This window comes from Pelagicoccus sp. SDUM812005 (assembly GCF_031127875.1).
Classification (GTDB): domain Bacteria; phylum Verrucomicrobiota; class Verrucomicrobiia; order Opitutales; family Opitutaceae; genus Pelagicoccus.
In genome coordinates, this window is sequence record NZ_JARXIA010000010.1 from 142,857 (window position 1) to 165,569 (window position 22,713).

A 22,713-nucleotide genomic window follows, 5' to 3' on the forward strand; every position below is an offset into this window, starting at 1 on the left:
AAAGTTTAAATGGCAAAAGTTCGCCTACTAGAAGACCACGTCGCCAACCAGATTGCGGCCGGCGAGGTGATCGAGCGACCGGCTTCGGTCGTCAAGGAGCTCGTGGAGAACAGCATCGATGCGGGGGCGACCCGCATCGAGGTGGAGTTTCGCAATGGCGGGACCAGTTTGATGCGGATCGAGGACAACGGCGGCGGCATGAGCCACGACGATGCCTTGCTCGCCTTGGAGCGTCACGCGACGAGCAAGATCCAGAAGGTGAAAGACCTGGATGGCTTGACCACCATGGGCTTTCGCGGGGAGGCCTTGCCGTCGATCGCTTCCGTATCCAGGTTTCAATTGCAGACCCGAGAAGAGGGGGCGGAAGGCGGTACCGAGATACTGATCGACGGTGGCAAGATGGTGCATGTGCGAGATTGCGGGATGCCGCAGGGAACTCGCATGACGATCAGCAAGCTTTTCAATACGGTGCCCGCCCGGCGGAAATTTCTGAAGAGCAAGACCACCGAGTCGGCCCATATCGTGCAGTGCGTGCGGCTCTACGCCTTGGCGCATCCAGAAATTGGATTCAGCTTGCTCGACGATGGTCGCTCGCTTTTTCAGTCGCCCGCCAACTCTTCCTTGAAGAGTCGCATTGCGGAGGTTTTCGGCAAACAGATCGCCAACAACCTGATCCCCGTGGACGCCAAGGAGGATGGGATTCGCATGCACGGATTCATCGGTAAGCCGAGCCTGTCGCGTTCGAGCCGTCACGAGATGCTCTTTTTCGTGAACAATCGCCCGATCGAGAACAAGACCTTGAGCTACGCCTTGGTGGAGTCCTACTACGGTCACATTCCCAAGGGACGCTACCCGGTCGCCTTCCTCTTTCTCGACATCGATCCGGAGCGGGTGGACGTGAACGTGCACCCGGCTAAGCGCGAGATTCGCTTTCGCGAGGAAGCCAAGACCCGCGGATTCGCAGTGCGGACCTTGCTGGAGGCATTGCGGACCGAGACGGAATCGTACCAGGCGATCAAGCCGGTCGAGGTACGCTTGCCTAAAACCGTCGAGCGCGAGGCGGAGGACGCCGTTGAGGCCGTCCGCCCGAAGGTCGCCGCTCCTGTGCCGACGAAAGCGAAGGCCAAGGCTCCTGCCAAGCCGGCGCGCCGCTTGGTGCAAACCGTGGAGCCCGAAGAGGACGCGGCAGAAGCCCCGCCTGCGGCGACGCGTATCGAGAAAGTCGAGACAGCCACTCCAGCTGAAAGCGTGGCTGTTAAACCCGCAGCGGTAGCGGTTCGCAGTTCAGCGAACGAGCCGGATTCGGAACCGGAAGCGAAGTCGAAGAACTGGAACTACCTCGGTTGGGCCCAGGGCGAGTTCGCGACTTTCGATACGGGCGCCGGGGTAGTGTTGCTGAACGTGCGGGCGGCCCAGCAGCGCATCCTCTACGAGCGCATGATTAAGGACTTCGCCGCAAAAGCGGTGCGTTGCCAAAAGCTGCTCTTGGCCCAGCCGGTGGAATTGGATCCCTTGAGTTCCGCAGTGCTGGAGGAGAGCTTGGACTTCTTCGAGCGGCTCGGCTTCGAGGTCGCCCCCTTTGGCCGGAATTTCTTCCGCATCGAAGGCACGCCCACTTGGTTGGACGACGCGGAGGCGGAGGAGTTCGTCAAGGAAACCATCGCTCTGCTGCGTCAGGGCAACGTGGCGGAAGACAAGGAGGGCGTGGCGGTGGAGATGATCGCCAAGCGGGCGGCAGCCCGTTTGCGAAAGCCGCGGGAGGAGCCCAGCGCTTCGGAGATCGATTCCTTGCTGGAAAGCCTGTTTCGCTGCGAGAAGCCTTTGACCGATCCGGAAGGGCGACCGTCGCTGATCGAGATTTCCAGCGGAGAGATCGATAAGCGCTTCCAGCGGCGAAACCGCCGGAAGCACGACGAATTGTTTTAAGCTTCGCTCGGCTCGTCGGTCGTCTTCTCGACCTTTACCTTAACTTCGTTGACCCGGATGCTGTTGATGACGACCGGCTCGACGGGCATGTCGGGGCCTTGGGTCGGGACTTGGGAAATCGCTTCGGCGACGTCCATGCCGGAAAGCACGACACCGAAAACGGTGTGCTTGCCGTTGAGCCAGGGCGTGCCGCCTTCCTTGGTGACGATGAAGAACTGGGAGCCGTTGGTATTGGGGCCGGCGTTGGCCATGCAGAGCGTTCCGTAGTCCACCGAGTTGATGAGTTCGCCGCGTCCTTCCAAGGGTTCTTCCTTGCCGAGGGCGGCTGCCACTTCCTCTACGGTGACGTCGTACATGGGGTCGAATCCTTGCGCTTGCTGCATCTCGCCGAAGAGATTGGCGATGAATTCGACTGGGCTCTGTCCGCGGTGTTCGCGCAGGTGGGGCACCACCCATTGCTCGAAGACGTACTCGGCGCGGGCCTCGTCGCCGATTTTGCCGGTGAGCGGTTCGCCTTCGGTGTAGGTTTCGTCCTCGAAGGTGTAGCCGGGGCCGCCGGATCCGTTGCCCGCAGGGTCTCCGCCCTGGATCATGAAGTCCGGAATGACGCGGTGAAAGGTCAGTCCATCGTAGAAGGGCTTGGCGTTGGCAGGATCTTCGCCTTCGTCGAGCAGGCGGGTTCCGTCAGCGAGGCCTATGAAATTCTCGACCGTCTTGGGGGCGTCCTTGTCGAGCAGGCGCACTACGATCTGGCCCATCGAGGTATCGATGGTGGCGTGGAGTTGGGTCTCCTTCTTCGCGCAGCCGGCGAAGAGGAAAGCGAGGCCGAGTGCGGCGCCGAGGCCGAGGCAGGTGGATTTGGGTAGTTTAAGCATAAGGGTATCGGGTTTAGCCCTTTAGGAGGGCGGAGCAATGCGAATTCGTCCAGTTTCGCTTCAGGATATGGGATCTGCTGCCGTCTAAAGGGTTGCGCAACAAGGTTAACCTCCCACATTTTGGAAATCGGCTCCCCCTCGCACGCCGACAGTTTTGCAATGAAATGCCTCATAATAGGAAGCGGCCGCTTCATCGCCCCCAAGCTCATCGAAGAGCTGGTGTACGCGAAGTATGAAGTCGCTTTTCTCGACCCGAATCCTCCGCCTGAGAGCGTCGCGGACCGAGTAAGCCATATTTTTGGCGACAAGGGCTCCCTCGCGTTCTACCGAGACGAATGTCTCGATTTTAAGCCGGATATCGCGGTCCACCTTTCGGCCAATACCGGCGAGGAGGCCTCCGCCTTTCTGGAGGTTTTTCAGGGGCAGGTCGCCCAAACGGTCGTAACCAGCAATACCAACGTCTACCTCGCCCATGCCCGTTTGAAGAAGACGGAGCCCGGTCCGGCGGTGGCGGTTCCGATCAACGAGGAGGCGGAGATCCGCAAGCTCGGCTTGGGCAAGGAGGAGCAGGGCGACAAGCGCGACGTGGAGAAGATCATGAAGAACTCCAAGGACCCGTGCACCATCTTGCGGCTCCCTCCGGTCTACGGTCCCAACGACTACCTGCGCCGCTTCTATCCGCTCATCATCCGCATGATCGACGAGCGGCCTTTCGTGCTGCTGGGAGCGAGCCAGGCCACCTGGCGTTGGACGCACGCCTACGTGGACGACGTCGCCCACGCTATCGCCCTTGCGGTGATGAATCCGGGCGAGAAGCACCGCGTGTACAACGTGGGCGAAGCCAAGACGCCGACCATGAAGGAGCGTCTGGAGCATCTGGGTACCGTTTTTGGCTGGGACGGTCGCGTAAAGGTGGTGTCCACCGTCGATCTGCCGGACTACCTCAAGACGCCGGGCGACTTTTCCCAAGACATGCTCATCGACTCCAGCTTGATCCGCCAGGAACTCGGCTACAAGGAGCCGACCGACTACTACGATGGCTTGGCCGAATCGGTGGAATGGTACCGCGACAACCCGCCGGCCGACATGGTTGGTAAGTCCTTCAGCTACGCAGCGGAAGACGCGGTGGACGCCCGCGAGGTTCGCGACTAGGCGCGCCGCTATTCCTCGATGGTTTGCATCGAGGTTCGGGTCGTTTTGTTGATGAAGACCCAGCCGTCTTCGATTTCCAGTTCCACGTCGAGCAGGCTGATGTAATGGCGGGTTTGACCATATTGATCGATTTTCTCCTCTTCGTGGATCTTTACGAGGGCGTTGTGCCCGTAATTTGAATACTCGATATCCATGACCATGGTTTGCAAGTGGACCGACTTGGCCGATTCGAAAATCTCATTGACCATGGTGAGGTAGTCTTCGCGGTAGGTGGTCGTGCTGCTGTAGTCCGTCCGGTCCACGCTGCTGTAGTTCGGGGAGAAGAAGCTTTTGTAGAATTCGTAGTCCTGTCGCTTGGCCGCGTCGTCGCTAAGGGCGAAGAACTCGACGATGGTATCGTCGGTCAGCTCTCCCATGTAGTAGCCGTATCCGGAGCTGCTCGTGGTTTCGCAGGATGTGAGAAGGAAGGGAAGGAAGCACAGGAGCGGAAGCGCAAGGAGACGAAGTTTCACGCCGCCTAGCGTGGTTGCTTGCGGCAGGAGTGGCAAACCGAATTCTCGCTTCGAATTGCCGCGGTTGCGACGTTAGCGCTGGGAGACGCTTTGCGGCTTGGCGCTCCAGTCGAGGCGAATGTCCCAAGAGAAGGTCCGGTCCTCCGGAAGGGTGGGCGTGCGCAAGTTGTCGATGCTCTCGTAGACGTTGCTGGGTGGGCTGATGACAGCGTCCCTGCCGAAGATGTAGTCTTGGTCCTCGACGATGGTCTTGTACGCTTTGTTCAGGGCCAGGGCTCGCTCGCGGGAGGGAGCGAGCAGTTCGTAGACGTCGGCTGCCGCTTCGACCTTCGAAACGTCCACCGTGCCGTCCTCCTTGAACCAGCGCTGCGACATTTCTTCGTTGTTGCGAAATTCGCTGCCGCCGCCGACGCGCTGGAGGTAGGTCAGGATTTCTCCCTGAGCTTCGCCGACATTGGGCGCGTCCGGCATGCCGTGAAGGTTGATGTAGCTCCAGCCAGCGGCCCCGTCGACCTTCCGGGCGAAACTGAAGGTCTTGTCTATCGTCGAGCCGATGGAGTTGTGGCAGCCCATGCAAAAGAAGGTTTCCTCGAAGGTGTTCGCTCGCAGCTGCCCGGTGGGGTCTTCGATGAATCCCTGCAGCGACCAACCGGTCCCGTTGTCGAGTCCCCAGTGCCCAAGGTTTTGGTACCCGGGAAGGTTGCCGGCTTCCTTTTCGAAGGCTTCTAGCTGGTACCTGCGTCCGTAGTTTTGCTTCGAATACTGCTGCCACTTCTTCATGTAGCGAACTTCCTTGATGCGTCGCGAAGGTTCGATGATGCCCTTGTCGGAAATGCCAAGGTAGCGAACGGTGTGGAGAAATTCCGTGCCCTGCGGGTAGAGAAAGGTGTCGGCGAAGGCTTCGCTCGCAGCCCCTACATAGCTCTCCGTGTTTTGGATACGGTTTGCTAGGCCGAGCTTCCCGTCTCCGTCGAGGTCAACTCCGATGCACGTTTCGTCGATAGGCAAGGAGCCGATTTCTCCCAGTCCCTTCATCTTCGCTTCGAGGATGGCCAAGTTCGCCTTGTAGACGTCGAGGGAGTATTCGCCTTGGCGGTCGCTGCGGAAGGTTTCCGGCAGGCGGATCATCACGTCGTCGGTCGAGCCGTTGGTCGGCCAAAAGGTGCTGGGCAAGGGTTTGTAGTTGTAGGCGACCCAATGGGAACCGTCCTTGGCGAAGCCGTTTTCGTCGAAGGCGTCCTTACCCAAGTGCAGGTTCTGCAAATCCGGAATCCAGCCTTCGAAACCGGCTTCCTGCAGGCGTTGCGACAATTGCGAATAGTTTTCCTCGTTCACGTAGTCGAGGATCTCGGAATCGCTCATTTGGGCGACCCGCTCGCTCCGGTCCTCGAAAAGGTTTTCCCAGTGATTCTTGGTTCCCAGGTCGCTAAAGCTGTACTCGACCTGGAGGTCCTCGTCGTTCATGCGATTTTCGCGGCCCGGTATTTCGTTTTGGTGGCAGACGTAGCATGGGTTGTAGTTGCCCTGCGTTTTGGTGTAGCATTGCGGCGGTACGATCGCCTCGCGATTGTAGACGGAATCGACCGGGTGTCCTTCGGGAACCGGCGGAAGCACGGAGCGGTTCTGCTTCAAGGCTTCCAACTGTTGGTGCAGCCGAGAGGCTTTTTCCTCCGTCGCGTTGGATGCGGGGCGCATTCCGTAGAGGATGAAAGCGTTGAGGAGGATCGTGAAGGCTAGGACTGCGAGTACTGTCGGTCTCATCTGTTATCAACTGGGTGGGTTGGATGGTTTTAGCCCTGGATTTGATGCCGAAAGGAGATTCTAGGCCCAGTTCTTTCTTGTTACGTTTCCGGAACGTATTCACGAAGAGGTTACAAATGTCGCAAAGAGGAGACGGGATGCAGGTGTTGAGGGGAATGTTACAATGCCATGAACGGCTGCATGATAATGTAACGCGGGGATCGTGCATTCGTATTGAAGACAAAGTGCTTAGCGACTTTGGGTTTTAGAGAGCCTTTTGATGTAATCGAAAGGTATCGATATAGTGTTAGCCTAATCCTAATTATATACGGAATTCCATAATGAATCGTTCAACCAATAATAATGCGCAGCGCTTCGGCGCTTTGTTTTCGACTGCTTGCTTGTTGCTATCTAGCCAGCACGCGTTTGCAGGCGGATCCGACGTCTGGTTTCAGCCGCTCACCGAATCGGCTCCCGTTGTTCCCCCCAACCACATCGAGGAGCTGCTAGAGCCCTGGGTCGCTCCTTACGGCCTCATGCAGACCAATCTCGTCAGCCTCCGCGAAGTCGAGGACGAGGTTTTGAGCCCCTTGCAGTCCATCGTGCGCGTACCTGCTGGCAACTCTTCCTCCATGTTCGACATGGTTGCCTACGACGACACGGGAGAGTTTCTGTTCATTCCGCACGAAACGCCTTTCGGTGCCGGAGTATCGCGGCACGATATGGCGGCCCGCTCCACGGAAGTGATTTTCCAAGGTGACGGAGGTGGAGCCGAGGGCGACTGGAGCGGCGACTTCGGCGCTTTCGACCCCTGCCGCTACACTCCCAACGGTACGCTCCTGCTTGCCGAGGAATGGACCGGCGAAGGCCGCGTCATGGAGGTTCTCAATCCTTTCGACGCCCCCGAAGACGTGGTCGTCCGCGAATTGGACAGCATCGCCAACGTGGCCCACGAAGGCATCAATTTCAGCCTGCAAGACTCCAAGGTTATCTACTACATCGACGAGTGGAATTCGGGCTCGATCTACAAGTTCGTCATGAAGCGGGCCGGCGACTATACTCGTGGCCAAACTTTCGTGCTCAAGGTGGACGCCTACGATGGCAATGCTGCGGAGTACTGGAACGAAGGCACGAACGTAAACGCCCAGCGCACGGGCTTGGCCACTTGGATTCCGCTCACGGACCGCAATGGCAATGTGCTTCCCGGTATCACGGATCCATTCCGGAACGGTCCTACCAACGACCCACGTACGAATTCCGACACGCGTGGCGGCCGTCCCGCGGCGGACGACGTTGGGGCCACTCCTTACGGACGTCCTGAGGATATGGAAGTAGGCGAGTTGGCCAACGGGAACGAAGTTCTCTACATAGCCGTCACCTCGGAAGCGTCTGTCTACACGGTGGAAATGCTCGGACGCAACAAGGCTAAGGTCGGCAAGCTGGTCGATGGATCGAACACCCCGAAGAATGTCGGTTTCGCTCCCACTACTGGCGTATTGAATTCTCCTGACAATCTTGCCCAAGACGCGATCGGTAACATCTACATCATCGAGGACGCGCCGAACGGTTCGAGCACTGGCGGCGACGTTTGGTTCGCTCGCGACGTGGACAACGATGGCGTAGCGGAATCCCTCGACCACTTTTTGAGTATCCAAGTCGATGGCTCCGAGGCGACTGGTATGATCTTCAATCCCGTTAAGCCAACCGAGTTCGTACTTGCGGTACAGCATCCGGACAGCACTAACCTCGCCAACGTGCCGAACGGCCTTGGGGATGCCCTGTGGAAGTTCGAGATCTCCGACAGTGACTTCGATCGCGCCGTAAAGATCAAGCAGTTGCGCGACTACTGGAAGCGCCGCAAGCACTCCTTCTGGGGCAAGCTCTGGTGGTAATCTTTCTTGCTAGCTAAAGACGATGATGGAGGCAGGCCTGTAGGGGCCTGCCTTTTTTTGGCGTTATCACCAAAAGCAGTGGAATAGCCGTTTACCCGTAGGGCCGTCGCTTGCGACGTGCCGGAGATCCCTGCACTAATATCCTGCAAAGCGGCGTGGCGCGAGCGCCAGCCCTACACTCGAGAACGTCTCCCCGCAAAAGGGCGATGAACCTTTTTTTGCGGCTACGATTCGTCGTGGGGCAGGTAGAATTGGGAGAGCTGGCTTAGGATTCCTTCGAGCTTATCGAAGTATTCTTCCTCGCTCAGGTATTCCTTTTTAGAATACAAAAGTTCGAGCTCGGTTTCGAGGCGATGGCGTTCTTCACGCTGGGCGGGACTTAAGTCCACCCTGCTAAGCTGGGGCGAGAGGCTTAAGTTGCGAGCAAAGCGACCTTCGCTCGCTGGCGCCTGAGCCTTAGGTATCAGGCGGAGACCGGAGAACTGGCTGGCAGGTGTTCCTTTGCCATCCCCATTGTCGTCGATAAGCGCGTGCTCGCTGCTTAAGCGTCCTGCTTCCTTGTAGAAGGTCTCCGTAGCGGCGGAGGCGCTCAGAAAGGCTTCGAGGAGGGATACGCTAGCATCGCGGTCGATATCGCTGGTTTCGCTTGCCAGAGCTTGTGCGAAGAACTCGCCGAATCGGGCGTAGTTGAGTTCCGTAGGGCTGCGCGTTGCGGTGATAATCACGCGGTTCTCGCCTGCCAGTTTGGAAAGGAAAGGGGAACTGGCGGAACCGCCATGGATGAAAACGAGCTCTTCTTTCTTATCGGCTAGCCATTCAGCTAGTTCGCTGGCGGATAGGTCGTCGCCCGGAAGGTTGAGCTTGGCGCCGCCGGCGTTGTAGGTGCCGTGTCCGAGGTAAGCGATCCAGAGGCTGGACGCTTGCCTTCGCTCGGGAGACTCAATCCAAGCGTGTATCCGCTTTTTCGATGCCTCGCCGGCGTTTTTCGGACTAACGAGCGTGAAATCGGCGTTGGCTTGCTTTGTTAGGTTGCTCCAAAGTTCGGCTGCCTTGCTAAACCCCTGCTCGAACTCCGGGCCTCCGGCAGCGCCTTGGATGAGTAGGACGTGTTGCTTCGCCGGTGAGAGGGTGGCAACGGCAAGGAGAGTGAGCGTGAGGAAAAATTTCATGCCAAGCCTCTCTTTCTTCTAAGCAACCATTCGGAAAGGAAGGCGCTCAAGGCCAGCAGGAAGAGCCAATTGCGGTGCCAAAGAGGTTCGGACCAGGTTTCCATGACAGGTGAGGAGCGAGCGTTCAGGATTTCGTGAAGGCCTCCCAACGCGGAGATGCTGAGGACTTCGCCTCCGGTGGCCCTCGCAAGCGTTTCCAGGTATTGAGGGTTTGGTGACAGGTTTTGCAGTTCCTTAACCAAGGGTTGGTAGACCCAGCCCGTTTCCGCTTCGCCGATCCGTTTTCCACCTAGGTCGTAGACGCTTATCTTAGCTCGGTAGGCGCCGGATTCGGGAAGGGCAACTTTGCTGGTAAATTGTCCGGGCGAATTGGATACCAACTTCATCTCGTATTCCCGAGCTTGCTCCGCTTTGTCTACGCGTTCGAGGGATAAGGTTGCCGTGCCGGCCGCGAGCGGAACGAATTCGCTGTCTCTAGCGATGGCTTTGAGCGTTACGCTCGATTCGCTTACTTCGGAGGCGGTGAGCTCGACGCGATTCGGGTTGTCTTTGACCAACCAGCGCGAGACCTGTCGCCAGAATTGAGCGAGGTCGGCTTGGGAGCTCGGCGTTTGCATTCCCCATCGCCAAAAGTCGCCGACAGCTACGGTGGCGACCCGTCCCGTACCGAAGCGTTGAGTCACGAGGGCGGGATAGCTTTCTCCCTGGAGGTCCTCGATCGTGGCAAGCGTTTGAGCGCCGGGCTTGGTTCTCTGCGTGGCATTGAAGACGCGGAAGCTTGGCATCGCCAGGATGCGGGATTGCTCTTCTGTCTCGAAAGGACGGATACGCATCCAAGGTTCCACCCAGCCATTGCGGGTCAGGTCCCAGCGGGCGGACTTGTCGAAAGAGTTCGAAGGGCCCATGCCGTCGAGGTAGAGCGGCAGGACTTGGGCGATGGGGGTGTTTTGGTAGTTTCCGTCTTCGAGGGCGTTCACGCCTCCGAGGACCAGCAGCCCACCGCCGCGTTGCTTCACGAAGTCGCGTATCAAGGTTTGCTGGCTGAAGGAAAAGAAGTCGGCTTCGAGGTCGTCTATGATGATGGCGTCGTAGGCGAACAGTTCTTCCGCTTCGTCCGGGAAACCGGTTTTGAGCTCGTTTTCGTCGCGCGCGTTCATGCGGATGAGAACCGCTTCGTCGTAGCGCTCCGTTTCGTCCTCGCGTCCGAAGCCCCGATAAAGGGCGTTGGAGTTCTCGCCAGCTCGGCTCTTGAATTCGAATTTCGGCTCACGGTTGGCGACCCTTAGCAGCCCTACCAAGTCCAGTTGCGGATCGGAGGCGAGGGCTCGGTTGAGGAATTTGTATTCCCAATTGGGACGGCCCGTTACGTAGAGAATGCGATAGCTGTCCTTGCCACGATCCACCGCGAAAAGCTGGCGGTTGTTGTCGAGGGTGGCTTCCGTGGCGTTGGGATCTTCGGCGAAGCTCGACAGCTCGAAAAACTGGATACCGCCGCCGGGGGCCTTCCATTCGTAGCTGTAGCGATCTTCGTTTTCGATCACGTTGGTGCGCGAGTGGAGGGGAGCCGCGGAGGTTTGAGAGAGTTGGTTTCCACTGTCGATTCGCTTGAGTTGGGTACGCACCGCTTGTTCCGAAAGATGGCTCTGGCGCAGGGTGGCAGTGAGGCGGAGAGGAGAATCGCCGAAGGCGGATTGCTCGACCCGGAGGTCCTGTATCGAAAGATCGCTGACGCGGTCGCTTTCGCCGACCACAATAGGGAAGACGGGAGGAAGCTCCGCCAGTTCCTCTGGGGTCAGCTCCATGTCGGTTCGGTTCCCGTCTGAGAAGAGCACGATCCCGGCTACGGGTTTGTTTCGAAGCCGCTCCGCGAGGTTCTTGAGGGAGGAGCCAATGGCGCTTTCTTCGCCGGTGAAATCGAGCGTTTCGAATCCGGCCGTACGGCGCAGCTGGGAATCGAATTGGTAGCTGCGGACTTGGTAGTCGTCGCGCAAGCTGCCCATCCAGGCTTGGCTGGAATCGCTCAATCGTTGGCGTAGCTGGTCGCCGCGGCTGAGAGATTGACTGCCTTCGCGGATGGCGAGCCCCTTGCTGTTGTCCGCGACCAAGGCGACGATGTTAGCCCCTTGCACGGGTCGCTCGCCGACTATCTGGGGATCTGCGATGGCGAAGGCCACGAAGAGGATGCCCAAGACGCGAAGGGAAAGGGCAATAAGACGCATGGGGCCCGGCTTGTCGCTGCCGGACTTCCAGGAAAGCCAGCTCAAGGGGAGCAATACGATCAATGCGATTGCGAAGGCGAGCCAAGGGATGTTGCTAGTGAAAGTCATGAGGCTAGTCGTTGCCGAGCGATTCGTAGTAGCTGCGCACGATCTTGTTGTACTCGTCGGGGACTGGATCCCGATCGATCGGCTGCAGCGTATCGGTTCCTTGGGTACGGCGCAATTCCTCGGCCAGCCAAGCCCTGACTTCACCTAAGGGTTGGGCGATTTGCTCTTCGATCATCTCCCACTGGGGGAGTTCTCCGTGACGCTTGAAGTCGCGTCGCATGCTTTCTGCGGTTTCCCGCGCTTCGCTCACTCTGCCGCGAACGTTTGGCTCTTCGAGAAGCGATTCCACCGTATTGAGACTGTCGATCCACTCGCTGAAGGAGGCGCCGGTGAGAGGTCCGCCCCCGGTCTGCTGGAAGTCAGACAAGGCGTTGCGGAGCTGCTCGCGAAGTCCGCCGCCTCCGCCTGCGGAACCTTCGCTTGGGGAACCATCGCTTGGGGAGCCTTGGCTTGGAGAACCTTCGCCGGCCTCGCTGCCGGGGTTGCCGGAGGCTTGCGAGCTGGAGGTTTCGCTTTGCCGTTCGGATTCGAGTTGTTGGTTGAGGGCATCGATCTCAGCTTGGGCGAATTGCAGGGTAGCTTCCGCGGTGCCGAGAACGCTTTCGGCCGCTTCCGAAATCGATTCGCTCAGGGTGGAGAGATCGCGGGACAGGCCGCGTTGCCCGCGACGCGCTTCGTCGAGGAAACCTTGGCGAAGGTAGAGAGAGCTTTCATCGTAGCGCTCCTCGTAGCGGTCCTTGTTGTTGTCGCGAAGAATCTGATACAAGTCGCGAAACAAGCCAGGCTCCACGTTTTCCGAGGCTTCCGCTATTTCCCGGACTTGATCCAGCAATTCGTTCAATTGGCGGGATTGCTCTTCGATTTGTCGAGCAAGCCCTTCTCGTTCGCCGGAGTCGTCGAGCTTGCGCTGGGAAGTGTCGCTGAGTCCGTCCAGCTGCTTCTCCAGCTCCTCTTGCTTTTGGGATAAGTCGGACGCTCGGGATCGGGTTTCCCGCAAGGCTTCGGAAAATTCGCTGCTATTGGATTCCCGCATCTGTTCCCGACTTTGGTCCAAGGTATTTCGGGCTCGCGTGCCGGACGCGAGCGCTTGCGAAACGCGTCCTTCTTCCAGGCTTTCGCTGGCGTCGCGCATGTTTTCGCGAACGTCTTCCAGCTGTTCCCTGAGCTGGCGGGTGCTTTGCCGATTGCCCGCTTGTTGCATGGCCTCGTCAGCGTCCGCAAGCATTTGGCGTTGCTCTTCCTCGAGCCGCTTGAGCTCGCGCTCGATGCGCTGGCGTTCCTCTTCGGTTTCCGCGAGGGCGAGGTCGCTCTGCATTTCCTGCAGGCGCTGGTTGATGTCGTTTTGGCGTCGCGAGAGTTCGGTGAGCTTGGCGATCAGCTCCAGGTCCTTCTTGTCGTCGGGATTGCTGAGAGCCTGAGCTTGGGAAGCGGTTTCGTAGCGGCTGTCCTCCTGGCGGAAGTCGAGCTCGTTGAGCTGGGCCTGGTTGCGAGAGGCACCGCCGCCCGAACCTTGCTGCGAATTTTGGGAACGGGAAACATTGAACTCGTCGTCGCTCAGCTTTACCAGGCGGTCGTAAGCTCCCTGGGCGTCGCTCCAAGCCAGTTCCAGCGGATCGAGGCTCGGCAGGTCGATGGCTTGGCCCAAGCCCACGTCGACTCCCTCCATAAAGCGCTGGGCCTCGCTGGCTATTTGCACGGACTTTGCTTCACGCAACTGAGGAATCAGTTCCTGCAGCTCTTCGATGGCTTCGATCTGGCTAGTCTGTACGACATCTAGGTTTTCGCGTTCCGATTCCGCTTGGGTAGCAGAATTCTTGATACGGAAGAGGGAGATGGCGATACGGCGCTGCTTTTCCAAAAGTTCGAGGCCTTGCTCTCCGGCTTGGCCTTGGCCGGAGCCGCCTTGGTCCTGTTCGCGGAAAATCTCCTCGAGGCTGCGTACGTCGGCAAAATAGAGGTCCCCGCTGGTTTGTCGAAGCTCGCCGTTGGGGCCGTAGTCGGAGGCCCACAAATACCAGCTGAACGTGTCCCTTGGCTCGACCCCGTATTCCTCGAGCTTGAGCAAGTAGTTTAGCTTTTGCTCGAAAACCGGAGCGCCGTCGGTTGAGCCAGCAAGCGAAAGAGTGGATGGCTTTTCGCCGGGAAAAGCGAAAGCGATTCCGTAGTCGAGCAAGCCAAAGTCGTCGGCGATGTTCGCGTTGAAGAGAACTTCCTCCAGCGGCGAGACGCGGAGATCGCCGCGAGGGGCCTCGACTTTGAGGATGGGCCGTTTGTTCAGAATTGTTTCGATACGTATTTCCGAGGGAAATTGGTTCTTGCGTCCTGCTTCGTCCTCAAGGTGCAGCGTGTAGACTTCGGAACTTTGCAAGGTGGACTCGAGGAGGAACTGGGTGCGGTATTCGTCGACTGGATGCAGGGTGGTGAGCTTTCCTTGCTTGTTTCTCAGGTAGGCGTCCTTGACTGGTTTGTTGACGTTGAACGTGTAGGAGAGCTGAGTTCCTTCGATGGCGGAAAGGCGGAGGGTGTCCTGAACGGTGCGTTTTTCCCAACCCGTGTACTGCGGGAATTCGAGCTCTGCGTTCGCGTTCAGGAGCTTAGGCAGGTCGTAGACCTGCACGCGGTGCAAGTCGCTTGCCTGCTCCGCAAAGTTGACTCGGTAGCTCAGCGGGGATTCCACACCTTGTAGGGAAAAGGCAAATACGGGATCCGAAAGGCTCTTTGCCATGCGGTGACTTACAGTTTCTCCGGATTCGTAGAGCAGCTCCAGGTCGACCTCCTTGGGGAGCGTCCCTCCAAAGCGGGCGGTGATGACGATGGAGGAACCGCGCTCGATTTCGGTGTCGCCCGGTTCCACTGCGACGGTAGTGGGGAGGTTCGTGCGGCTGGCCAAGGTGTCTGCTTCGCCGTCCCGCCAAGTGTTCGCATGGAAGCAGGCGTAAAGGCTGAAAACGAGTATGCTTAGGGCCCCGAGGTGGGCGAATATGCTTCTGCCGGCGTCGGACTTCGCCACGCGGTGCCAGTTGGCCGCGCTTTGCGAAGCGAGCGCTTCGGAGGCAACCTTGTTGGCGAAGAAACCGGTATCGCTCGCAAGGCTTTGCTGGACAGCGGTGACGAGGGCCTGTTTCAAATCGGGATTCTCGGACTCGATGCGTCGAGCGGCCCTGAGGTAATCGAGGTGGACTCGGTTTTCCTGACGGTAGGAGAGGACGAGGGAAAGCAGCACGCTAAGCAAGCCGACCCCTGCTGCGATGCCGGCAAGGGAAGGAAGAAAGTAAGCGATCGCAGCGGCTCCGGAGCAAATCGCAAAAGCGAGAAGGAAGGCGCGGGTCCGCAGCTGGAGTCGCTCCCGATCGCGAAGCCGCTTGGCGACCGGGTAGAGCGCGTAACGAAGCTTGAGGTGAGGCAGATGGGCTTGCTCTGGAAGTTTCGGTTTCATTGCGGCAAGGCCTCTCTCCTTTGTATCGATTTAATTGCGACAAAGCTCTCCAAAGCCAGCAGGGCAAGAACCAGCCAAAGCAACCATTGCCAAAGGCGCTGGCGCTCTTCGGTACGCGTAGCCGATTCTGCTGCCGATTGGGAAAGGATACGTTCTATTTGGGCGAGCGCAACGGATTCGTCGAAGTCCGGCAAGCCGAGCTGCTCCCAGGCGTCGAGTGTGATGGGATTGGTCCTGCTTTCTTCCGGATTCGATTGCAGGGCAATCCAGCGGTTTTCCGTGTTTGGGACCTGGTAGAGCCCGACCTGGTCGATGCTTTGATCCGATAAAATCGAAGCCAGGTGGGCGGCGTTGCCTTGGGTGAGAGCAAGGTTGCTGGGGAGGGGCGGACCTCCTGAGGCTCCGAGCACGAAGCGATGCAAGAAAGGAATGAACTTGCTGGAAAGCACCCACTGGGAGGCTTGGGGCGACCAACTGCCGCTCCAGACGTAGAGCGAGCCTTGGCCGATCTGTATTTCGCTCAAAAGCGGACTGTTGTCGTCGAATCGTGCGAGGTGCCGCGCTTCGAGATCTGATGGAGGTTCTAGCTCGGGCGCCTCCCAGGTGTTTATGTTCGCGAAGTTGCTGAAGCGCGGCGAGGCGAAGGGACGGAAGAAGGCGTGGTTGAAATCGGTTTCGCCAATGAGCAGCTTGTCCTGCTTGGGCCGTTCGTTGAGGATCCAAGAATCGCTTGCGGTCAGGACGTTCAATGTATCGACAAACTGGCTACCGTTGACCAGGAGCAAGGCGGTTTTTCCGTTTTCCAGTTCGCGTCGCAAGGCGCTTGCTTCGTTGCTGGAAAGTGGTCGGTCCACGAGGTAGGCGTGGTGGCTAGAGTTGGAGGGCGATTGCGGATCGAGTCGGGTGAGCGGAGACTCGAAACCCTGCACGGCTTTCGAAATGAAATAGGGCACCGCCTTTTCGAAGTCGGTTGCGGATTCGCTGAAAAGTCCGATGCTGACTCGAGGAATGAACTCGGGGGCGATGGGAAGTTTGTTGTCGTAGACTTGCTGGTCTCCTTCGAGCACGAAGACGAGGGGGCTGTTCTGCAGCGACTTTTCAACCGGTAGGCTAACGACTGTTTCTGAAGCGCCTTCCAGCACGAACTCGCGGGTGGAAGCTGGGATTGCGCGGCCGGAGGCGTCTTGTATCGAGATTGTCGCTACGGTGCGACGGTTCGGTTGGCTGGTCGCGATCGCTATCTGGGCCACGGGGCCTGAATCTTCCGTTTCGCTCCAGCTGATCCAGCGCAAGGAGAGATTGGGGCCGGGGTCCGAAAGAGTGATGGGAACGCGAGCGAGGCGAACGGACGGCGGCCAATCGATGAGCTCGATTTCGTTCAAGGAGGTGCCCTCTGAGAAATCGGATAGGAGATAAATTTCTCCGTATCCGGAAGCCGATGAACGTTCCCGTAGCCCTTGGATTTGGCTGACCGCTTCGGCGATCGCTTGGTCGAGTTCGCCGGGGAAGTTGGAAGGCGTCCACCTTTTGATCTGTTCGGCAGCGAAGGCCTTGCGTCGATCCGGGCTCAAGTCGGCCCACTGTTCGCTGGAAACGAGCGTCTCGATGGAATCGTTAAAGGAGAAGATACTAACCTGATCGCTCGGGGAAATCTTTTCTAAGATGGCAAGCGCTTCGTCCCGAGCCTGCGCTGCAAGTTCGGGCCGCGTCATGCTGAGGCTACTGTCGAGGGCGATGACGATGTCGCGGCGGATGTCGTTAGCGCTTGGTTGCTGCGATGTGTTGGGCAGGAAGGGACGGGCAAAGGCGAAGGCTAGCAGGGCGATGATCAAGCAACGCAGCAGGAGGAGCCAAGGATTTTGGATACGCCGACTTTTTTGCTGTTTCGGGGGACTCGGCTCCAAAAGGTCGGTGGAACTGAAGACGACACGATTGCGCGGCGTTTGCCGTATGAGGTGAAAGAGGACGGGACCGACGACTAGAGCGAGCCCGAGCAGGAATAAGGGGGCGAGGAAGCTCATCGTCGGGCGGGTTGGTTCGTTCTTAGGTTACGGACGAAGTGGAGCAAGGCTTGGTCAAGCGGCTGGTCCGTAGTGATGGTTTGGTGACGCACTCCGGTCGAGCGAAAGACTTCTATCAGCTTCACTTGGCGTTCTTGGAAGCGATCTTGGTACCGGGATCGCAGGCTGTCCGGATCGACGTAGAGGGTTTCGCCGGATTCGATGTCCTCCCAGTAGGCAGACTTTCCGAAGTCGAGGCTGAGCTCCGCGGGATCGAGGACCTGCAAGGCTCTCACGTCGTGGCCCATGGCTCCGAGCTGGGCGAGGGCTTGCCTCCACTGCTCGGCATCGGACAGGAAATCGGAGATGAGGACGATCAATCCACGTTTGCGGCAGAGTCGCGACATGGATTGCAAGGTTTTCTCGATATTGGTGGAAAGGCCTTCGGCGCCTCGCTCTAGGAGAGCGAAAACACGTTTCAGGTGACCCGGTCGCCAGCGGGCATCGAGGTAGTCGGAAACATCCTCGTCGAAACGCGCGAGTCCCACGATGTCGCGTTGCTGGAGGAGAAAGTAAGAAAGGGTGGCTGCAAGGGTCTTAGCGTATTCGGACTTCGGGTACGTTCCAGAGGAAAATGCCATGGACTTGCTGGAATCCAAAGCGATGGTACAGCGAAGATTGGTTTCGTCCTCGAAGATTTTTAGGTACTCACGATCGGTGCGGGCGAGGGCCTTCCAGTCTAGGTAGCGAAGGTCGTCGCCTTGGCTGTATTGGCGGTATTCCGAGAATTCGACCGAGAAGCCATGGTAGGGGCTGCGGTGCAAGCCGGACCAAAGGCCATCTACCACGATGCGGGCGCGGAGCTCCAGGTCGCGAATGGCGAGCAGGGCTTCGGGGTCGATGTTTTGGCTCGGCGTCGGTGGCATGGAAGGGAATCGGGGGGTGGCGGACTAGACCGTTTCGATTAGTTCCTCGATCAAGGTTTCGACGGTTTTGGCTTCTGCTTCAGCCCGGTAGTTGAGCAGGATGCGGTGCCTGAGTACGGGTTTGGCGAGGGTGCGGATCTCGTCCTTGCTCACGTAGGATCGGCCTTCCCAGAGGGCGAGGGCTTTGGATGCGAGCACCAGGGCTTGGGCGGCTCGAGTCCCGGCGCCCCAATTGATATATTTGTTGACGAACTCCGGCGAAGCGGCGGTCCCCGGGCGGCTGGCGGCGCAAAACTTGACGGCGTATTGTATGACGTCGTCGGATACGGGAACCTCCTTAACGAGGCCTTGGATGGCGATGACTTCCTCCGCGGTGAAGACTGGCTCGATTCGTTCGTTGGAGCTGGTGGTGGTTCGGCGCACCACTTCGATTTCGTCCTCTTCCGGCAGGTAGTCGATGAGAACGTTGAATAGGAAGCGGTCCAGCTGAGCTTCCGGAAGCGGGTAGGTGCCCTCCATCTCCACCGGGTTTTGGGTCGCGAGTACGAAGAAGGGTTCCTCGAGGACGTGTCGCGCTCCAGCGGCGGTGACCTGGTGCTCCTGCATGGCTTCCAGAAGGGCCGACTGGGTCTTCGGAGGTGTGCGGTTGATCTCGTCGGCGAGCAGGAGGTTGGTGAAGATCGGGCCTCGGACAAAGGTGAGCTGGCGGCCGTGATCGGTGTCGGTCAGGATTTCCGTTCCGGTAATGTCGGCGGGCATGAGGTCCGGAGTGAACTGGATCCGTTGGAAATTAAGTTGGAAGATGTTGGAAATGGACTTCACGAGCAAGGTCTTGGCCAGCCCGGGCGCACCGGTAATCATGCAGTGTCCGCCGGCGAGCAAAGCGACGAGCAGTTGCTTGGTCACGTCCTTTTGGCCGACGATGACCTTGGAAAGTTCGCTTTCGACTTTTTGTCTGCCGGTTTGGATACGTTCGAAGATTTCCGACTGGGTTTGGATGGTGTCTGACATGTCGTGGATTTTAGGATACGAAGGGTTGAGAGATTAGTGCGTCATGGCGTAGACGATGATGTTTATGCCCATGGGGTAGGCTTTCTTTTCGGCGAATTCACGGAAGTACCATTCGGATTCGCCCTCGCGCTCCCAACCGTCGCCGAGGTCGGTATTGTGGCAGATGATGACGATCATGCGACCGTTGTCGTCGAAGATGGCTCGGTAGTGGACTTCGCGAGCGTCTTCGCGCTCCCAGGTGCGTCCCGTCCCTTGGTAGCTAAGGGCGTGGCGGATGGAGGGGACTTGAGGCTTTTCCTTGAGGTCGAACACGATGTGGAAGATGGGGTGCTCGATGGGGAGGTCGTGGAATTCGCGATCGGGGAAGACGCGTTTGAGTTCGTATTCTAAGTTGTACCATTCTTCCTCGCCCCAGAAATCGTCGATCATGAGAAACCCACCGTTGAGCAGGTAGGAGCGCAGGGCTTCGACTTCGCTTTCGCGGAAGGAAAGCGAGCCCGGCTCCACCATGTAGAGAAAGGGGTAGTCGGCTAGGTTGTCCTGGTCGAGGCGAACGACGGCGGAGTCCGGATTGACCTTGAGACTGGTCATTTGCTGGAGGCGATAGGCGAGGTTGAGCTCGGCGTCCGGGTAGTCGATCGCCCAGCGGCCGCGTCGCCCGCCCCAGCCACCGCCGCGGCCGAAGGAGTCGTATTCGATGCGGGCGAAGGTGAAGACATCCTCCTTGAACGCCGGCGAAACCTCCCACTCGGGCACCCCTGCGCGGTCGAGCATTTGAGAGCGTGCGAGCTGGAGGCTGCCCATCGTCAAGGCGAGCAGGAAGGCCAATGTCCAGCGTGGCAGGATGCGTTTAGTTGACGAAGTCATTATTTAGGTCGAGAGCCTCCAGCGGATCGGGACCTTCCGCTTGGGCGATTTGGAGCTGGAGGTTCCTGAGAAGTTCGTAGGCCTCGGCAAAGCGCGGGGCGTCGGCAAGGGCTTGCAGCACGTGACGTTTGGCGCCTTCGGGGTCGGACTCTTGCGTCAGCTTGGCCATCTGGAAATGGAGGGAGGGGCGATCGGGCGTCTTGAGGGCGAGCAAGGCGGATACGGCTTCGATCGAGCGCGGCGGATGGTCGAGGGAACGGGAGGCGTCCAGTAAGGCGCGCCAAGGCGTTTCGGCCATGGGGTTGATCGCGAGCCAAGCGTTGGACCACTTGAAGGTCTCGCGCGGATCGCCGCTCTCCTTGGCGAGCTCGAGCAGGCGGGTTACGGGCGGAAGTCGATTCGCTTCGTGGCGCAGCATGTCCTCCAAGGTGGTCCTCTCCTGCTCCGCGTATCCGATGCCCCGATACGCTTGGGCGAGGGGCCAGTGGGCGTTTTCCTGTCCGGGCAGGTAGCCAGCCGTTTCGACCAGCTCGCTTAGCAGCTCGATGGCTTCGTTCCAGTTTTCAGCCTCTAGGGCTTGGCGGGCTTGGTCGAGCGAGTCGCTGTAGTTTTTCTGGGGCGAGGCCAGATTCAGAACGGCGCCGAGCGGACCGGAGGCGGAATCGAAGCGGTAGTCGCTGGCCAGCTCGGAAGCCTGCTGCCGGGCAAAGGCGGCGAAGCCCTCGTCCAATTCCGCGAGCGGGGCGAGGTGCTGCTCGAGTCCGTCGTTGATGGATACGCCTTCGCCCAAGGCAACGAGCAGGTGCCGCAAGGGTTCCAAGCCGAAGTTTTGGGCGATGTATTCAATGACTAGGTACGACTGGTAGTAGGCAAATTGGATATCTTCGCCGTCCTCGGCTTGCAGGAAGGCGGAGCTCATGGAGCTGATCGGCTGCATTTGGCCGGAGAGGATACGGTTGCGGTAGGAGGCGCTCATGCGCTGTCCCCAAGCGGGATTGGCCTCCTGTTCCTCGTAGACGGAGATTCCTTCCGACAGCCAGCGTGGCATGCGGTTGTTGGTAAGGTGCAGGGTGATGGTATGGCAAAATTCGTGGAAGAGTACGGCTTCCCAGTTGGCCGCTCGGGTGGAGGGGCTGTTGATGGTGAAAACCGGCCCGAAGCAGACGCCGAGGAAGCCCGGATTTCCGGGAACGCCGAAGGTGCGGGTTTCGAAGTCGGCGGGATTGGGATAGATTTCGACGGTGGTCTTTTGCGGCAGCTCGAGGCCGTAGCGTTGGGTGAGCCGGGCATGGGCGTCCTCGAGCACGCGGAGGGCCCGCTGTCCGTAGACGGGCGCCTCTTCCTTGCTCATGCGGATGAGGAAGCGTTCCGATTCGATGGTTTCGAAATCCTGCAAGCGGTCCCGCAGTGTGACGAGGTTGTAGGCGGAAATGTTGTAGGGGTCGGCTTCGTGCACGGCGTCGGCGAGGGGCCAGGCTTCCTCGTTGCGACCGAGGCGCAGGAGGTCCTGGGCGAGCTGGATGCGAGCGGGATTGAAGGTTTCGTCCAGCCCGAGGGCGATGCGCTGGTGGCTCGCTCCGTCGGAGAAGCGGTACTTGCGGGACAGCTGCTTGCCGATGCGATAGTCCACGCCGGGGTTGCCGGGCCAGGAGGAGAGGGCGGCGGCTCGAAGGGTGTCGCCGCTCTCGCTGTCGTTACGCAGGTAGGCCAGGGTGGCCTTGAGGGCGAGGGCATCCGGATGGCGGGGGTTGGTTTGCAGGGCGGCGTCCAGGTTTTGCTCGGCGGCTTCGAAGGACTCGGCGGCGAGGAAATGCTCGGCGAGCAGGACCAGAGTGGCGGCGTGCCGCGGATTGATGGCGAGGGCTTGCTGGGCGTAGTTGATAAGCTGAGACCGGTCGCCTTCTTCGTAGGCGCAGGCCAGGCCGTAGAGGAGCTCGACGTGGTCGGGATATTCCAGGAGGCCTTCTTGGAAGGCCTTGGAGGCGAGCTTGAAATCGTCCTTGGACAAGGCGAGGTTCCCTGTACCGAGAAAAGCGGATACGGGCTTGCTGCTGAACTCCTGGGCCCGTCGGAAGAAGTTCTCCAGCACCAGCTTGGGTTCGACGTCGAACAGGAGGGCGATGTGCCCGATGGCGACCACGTTTTCTGGATCGTAGGCGTAGCGGCGGGAGCGTTCGTTGACGAGATAGCCGAGGGCGTCCTTCTGGCGTTCGGCCTCCAGGCTGCGGCCCGTGTAGAGGGCGGCTTGGCGAAGGAGCAGGCGGGGGCGAATCTCGTAGGAGCGTTCCTTAACGTAGGCGTCCAGCGAGACGTAGGCTTTTTCGTACTGGCCCAGGGCGAAGAGGGACTCCGCCTTGAGGATCTCCCAATCGGTAACCCAAGGGTCTAGCTCCTGGGCGGCTTGCGTGTAGTCGATGGCCTCCTCGTACTTGCCCGCATTGACGAGAACTCGGGCCCTTTCGAGGGTGGGCGCCTCGCTGAAGAGGTTCAGGACGTCCACTGCTCGGGCCTGCGGGAGGGCCAATAGGCAGGCGCAGAGCAGCCAGCCCAAGCGGATGGACTGGAGGCGTTTAGCGCGAATGAATCTGAGGCCGGTAGGCACGGGATTGGGATTGGATTAGGCAGGTAGGTGCAGCACTGGAAAAGGAAACGGCTTGGGCTCGCTTCGGATTGCGTCGGCGAAGCGAGAGTTTTGCAGGGGCAAAAAGGCCCCCAGACTATGCCACCAAAGCTAGCGTCGCGCCACTCCAGAGCGGTGAAATTGGCGTTCAATTTTGCAGCACGGTCCGAGGGACGTAGGGAACGACCAGGGCAGGCGGGATGGGGCCGTTTCGCGGCAGGCGAAGCCTTTTTACGTTGCGGACGGGAAGTCAGGATCGC

Annotated in this window: 14 protein-coding genes; 3 read left to right on the plus strand and 11 right to left on the minus strand. The window is 59.2% G+C overall.

Annotated features, from left to right (window positions below):
- The first annotated feature begins 9 nt into the window (after nucleotides 1–9).
- Nucleotides 10–1,926 carry a DNA mismatch repair endonuclease MutL gene (gene mutL / locus QEH57_RS13325; RefSeq protein ID WP_309007243.1) on the plus strand — a complete coding sequence of 639 codons (1,917 nt, stop codon included), beginning with the start codon at nucleotides 10–12 and terminating at the stop codon, nucleotides 1,924–1,926.
- Here the strand turns inward: mutL and QEH57_RS13330 are convergent.
- Complete coding sequence (locus QEH57_RS13330) at nucleotides 1,923–2,801, minus strand: peptidylprolyl isomerase (protein WP_309007244.1); 879 nt, start codon at nucleotides 2,799–2,801, stop codon at nucleotides 1,923–1,925. The two genes, mutL and QEH57_RS13330, sit on opposite strands and share 4 nt — an antisense overlap.
- A gap of 159 nt (nucleotides 2,802–2,960) precedes the next feature.
- Here QEH57_RS13330 and QEH57_RS13335 point away from each other — a divergent pair, with 159 nt between their 5' ends.
- On the plus strand, nucleotides 2,961–3,953 hold the full coding sequence (locus tag QEH57_RS13335; protein WP_309007245.1) for an NAD-dependent epimerase/dehydratase family protein: 993 nt from the start codon (nucleotides 2,961–2,963) through the stop codon (nucleotides 3,951–3,953).
- 8 nt (nucleotides 3,954–3,961) lie between these two features.
- On the opposite strand, the gene QEH57_RS13340 is transcribed toward QEH57_RS13335, so the two are convergent.
- Together QEH57_RS13340 and QEH57_RS13345 are read right to left on the minus strand one after the other, a co-directional pair.
- Complete coding sequence (locus QEH57_RS13340) at nucleotides 3,962–4,465, minus strand: hypothetical protein (RefSeq protein ID WP_309007246.1); 504 nt, start codon at nucleotides 4,463–4,465, stop codon at nucleotides 3,962–3,964.
- A gap of 72 nt (nucleotides 4,466–4,537) precedes the next feature.
- On the minus strand, nucleotides 4,538–6,226 hold the full coding sequence (locus QEH57_RS13345; RefSeq protein WP_309007247.1) for a hypothetical protein: 1,689 nt from the start codon (nucleotides 6,224–6,226) through the stop codon (nucleotides 4,538–4,540).
- 320 nt (nucleotides 6,227–6,546) lie between these two features.
- On the opposite strand from QEH57_RS13345, the gene QEH57_RS13350 reads away from it, so the two are divergent.
- The gene (locus tag QEH57_RS13350; protein WP_309007248.1) at nucleotides 6,547–8,097 is read left to right on the plus strand and encodes an alkaline phosphatase PhoX; all 1,551 of its coding nucleotides are present in this window, start codon (nucleotides 6,547–6,549) and stop codon (nucleotides 8,095–8,097) included.
- 224 nt (nucleotides 8,098–8,321) lie between these two features.
- Here QEH57_RS13350 and QEH57_RS13355 read toward each other — a convergent pair whose 3' ends face one another.
- The 8 genes from QEH57_RS13355 to QEH57_RS13390 are packed head-to-tail and all read right to left on the minus strand — an operon-like array spanning nucleotide 8,322 to nucleotide 22,435.
- The gene (locus QEH57_RS13355; RefSeq protein WP_309007249.1) at nucleotides 8,322–9,266 is read right to left on the minus strand and encodes a hypothetical protein; all 945 of its coding nucleotides are present in this window, start codon (nucleotides 9,264–9,266) and stop codon (nucleotides 8,322–8,324) included.
- Complete coding sequence (locus tag QEH57_RS13360; RefSeq protein WP_309007250.1) at nucleotides 9,263–11,593, minus strand: glutamine amidotransferase; 2,331 nt, start codon at nucleotides 11,591–11,593, stop codon at nucleotides 9,263–9,265. The genes QEH57_RS13355 and QEH57_RS13360 overlap by 4 nt, the downstream gene beginning before the upstream one ends.
- A gap of 4 nt (nucleotides 11,594–11,597) precedes the next feature.
- The gene (locus QEH57_RS13365; protein ID WP_309007251.1) at nucleotides 11,598–15,029 is read right to left on the minus strand and encodes a hypothetical protein; all 3,432 of its coding nucleotides are present in this window, start codon (nucleotides 15,027–15,029) and stop codon (nucleotides 11,598–11,600) included.
- Nucleotides 15,026–17,050, minus strand: coding sequence for a BatA domain-containing protein (locus tag QEH57_RS13370; protein ID WP_309007252.1), 2,025 nt, complete (start codon nucleotides 17,048–17,050; stop codon nucleotides 15,026–15,028). The genes QEH57_RS13365 and QEH57_RS13370 overlap by 4 nt, the downstream gene beginning before the upstream one ends.
- Nucleotides 17,047–17,955, minus strand: a complete 909-nt coding sequence (locus tag QEH57_RS13375) for a DUF58 domain-containing protein (RefSeq protein WP_309007253.1) — start codon at nucleotides 17,953–17,955, stop codon at nucleotides 17,047–17,049. The genes QEH57_RS13370 and QEH57_RS13375 overlap by 4 nt, the downstream gene beginning before the upstream one ends.
- Nucleotides 17,956–17,979: 24 nt before the next feature.
- Nucleotides 17,980–18,966 carry a MoxR family ATPase gene (locus tag QEH57_RS13380; protein ID WP_309007254.1) on the minus strand — a complete coding sequence of 329 codons (987 nt, stop codon included), beginning with the start codon at nucleotides 18,964–18,966 and terminating at the stop codon, nucleotides 17,980–17,982.
- 33 nt (nucleotides 18,967–18,999) lie between these two features.
- Complete coding sequence (locus tag QEH57_RS13385; RefSeq protein ID WP_343224778.1) at nucleotides 19,000–19,770, minus strand: DUF4159 domain-containing protein; 771 nt, start codon at nucleotides 19,768–19,770, stop codon at nucleotides 19,000–19,002.
- A gap of 46 nt (nucleotides 19,771–19,816) precedes the next feature.
- Entirely contained in the window at nucleotides 19,817–22,435 is a 2,619-nt protein-coding gene (locus tag QEH57_RS13390; RefSeq protein WP_309007256.1) for a tetratricopeptide repeat protein, read from the minus strand.
- Nucleotides 22,436–22,713: the final 278 nt, after the last annotated feature.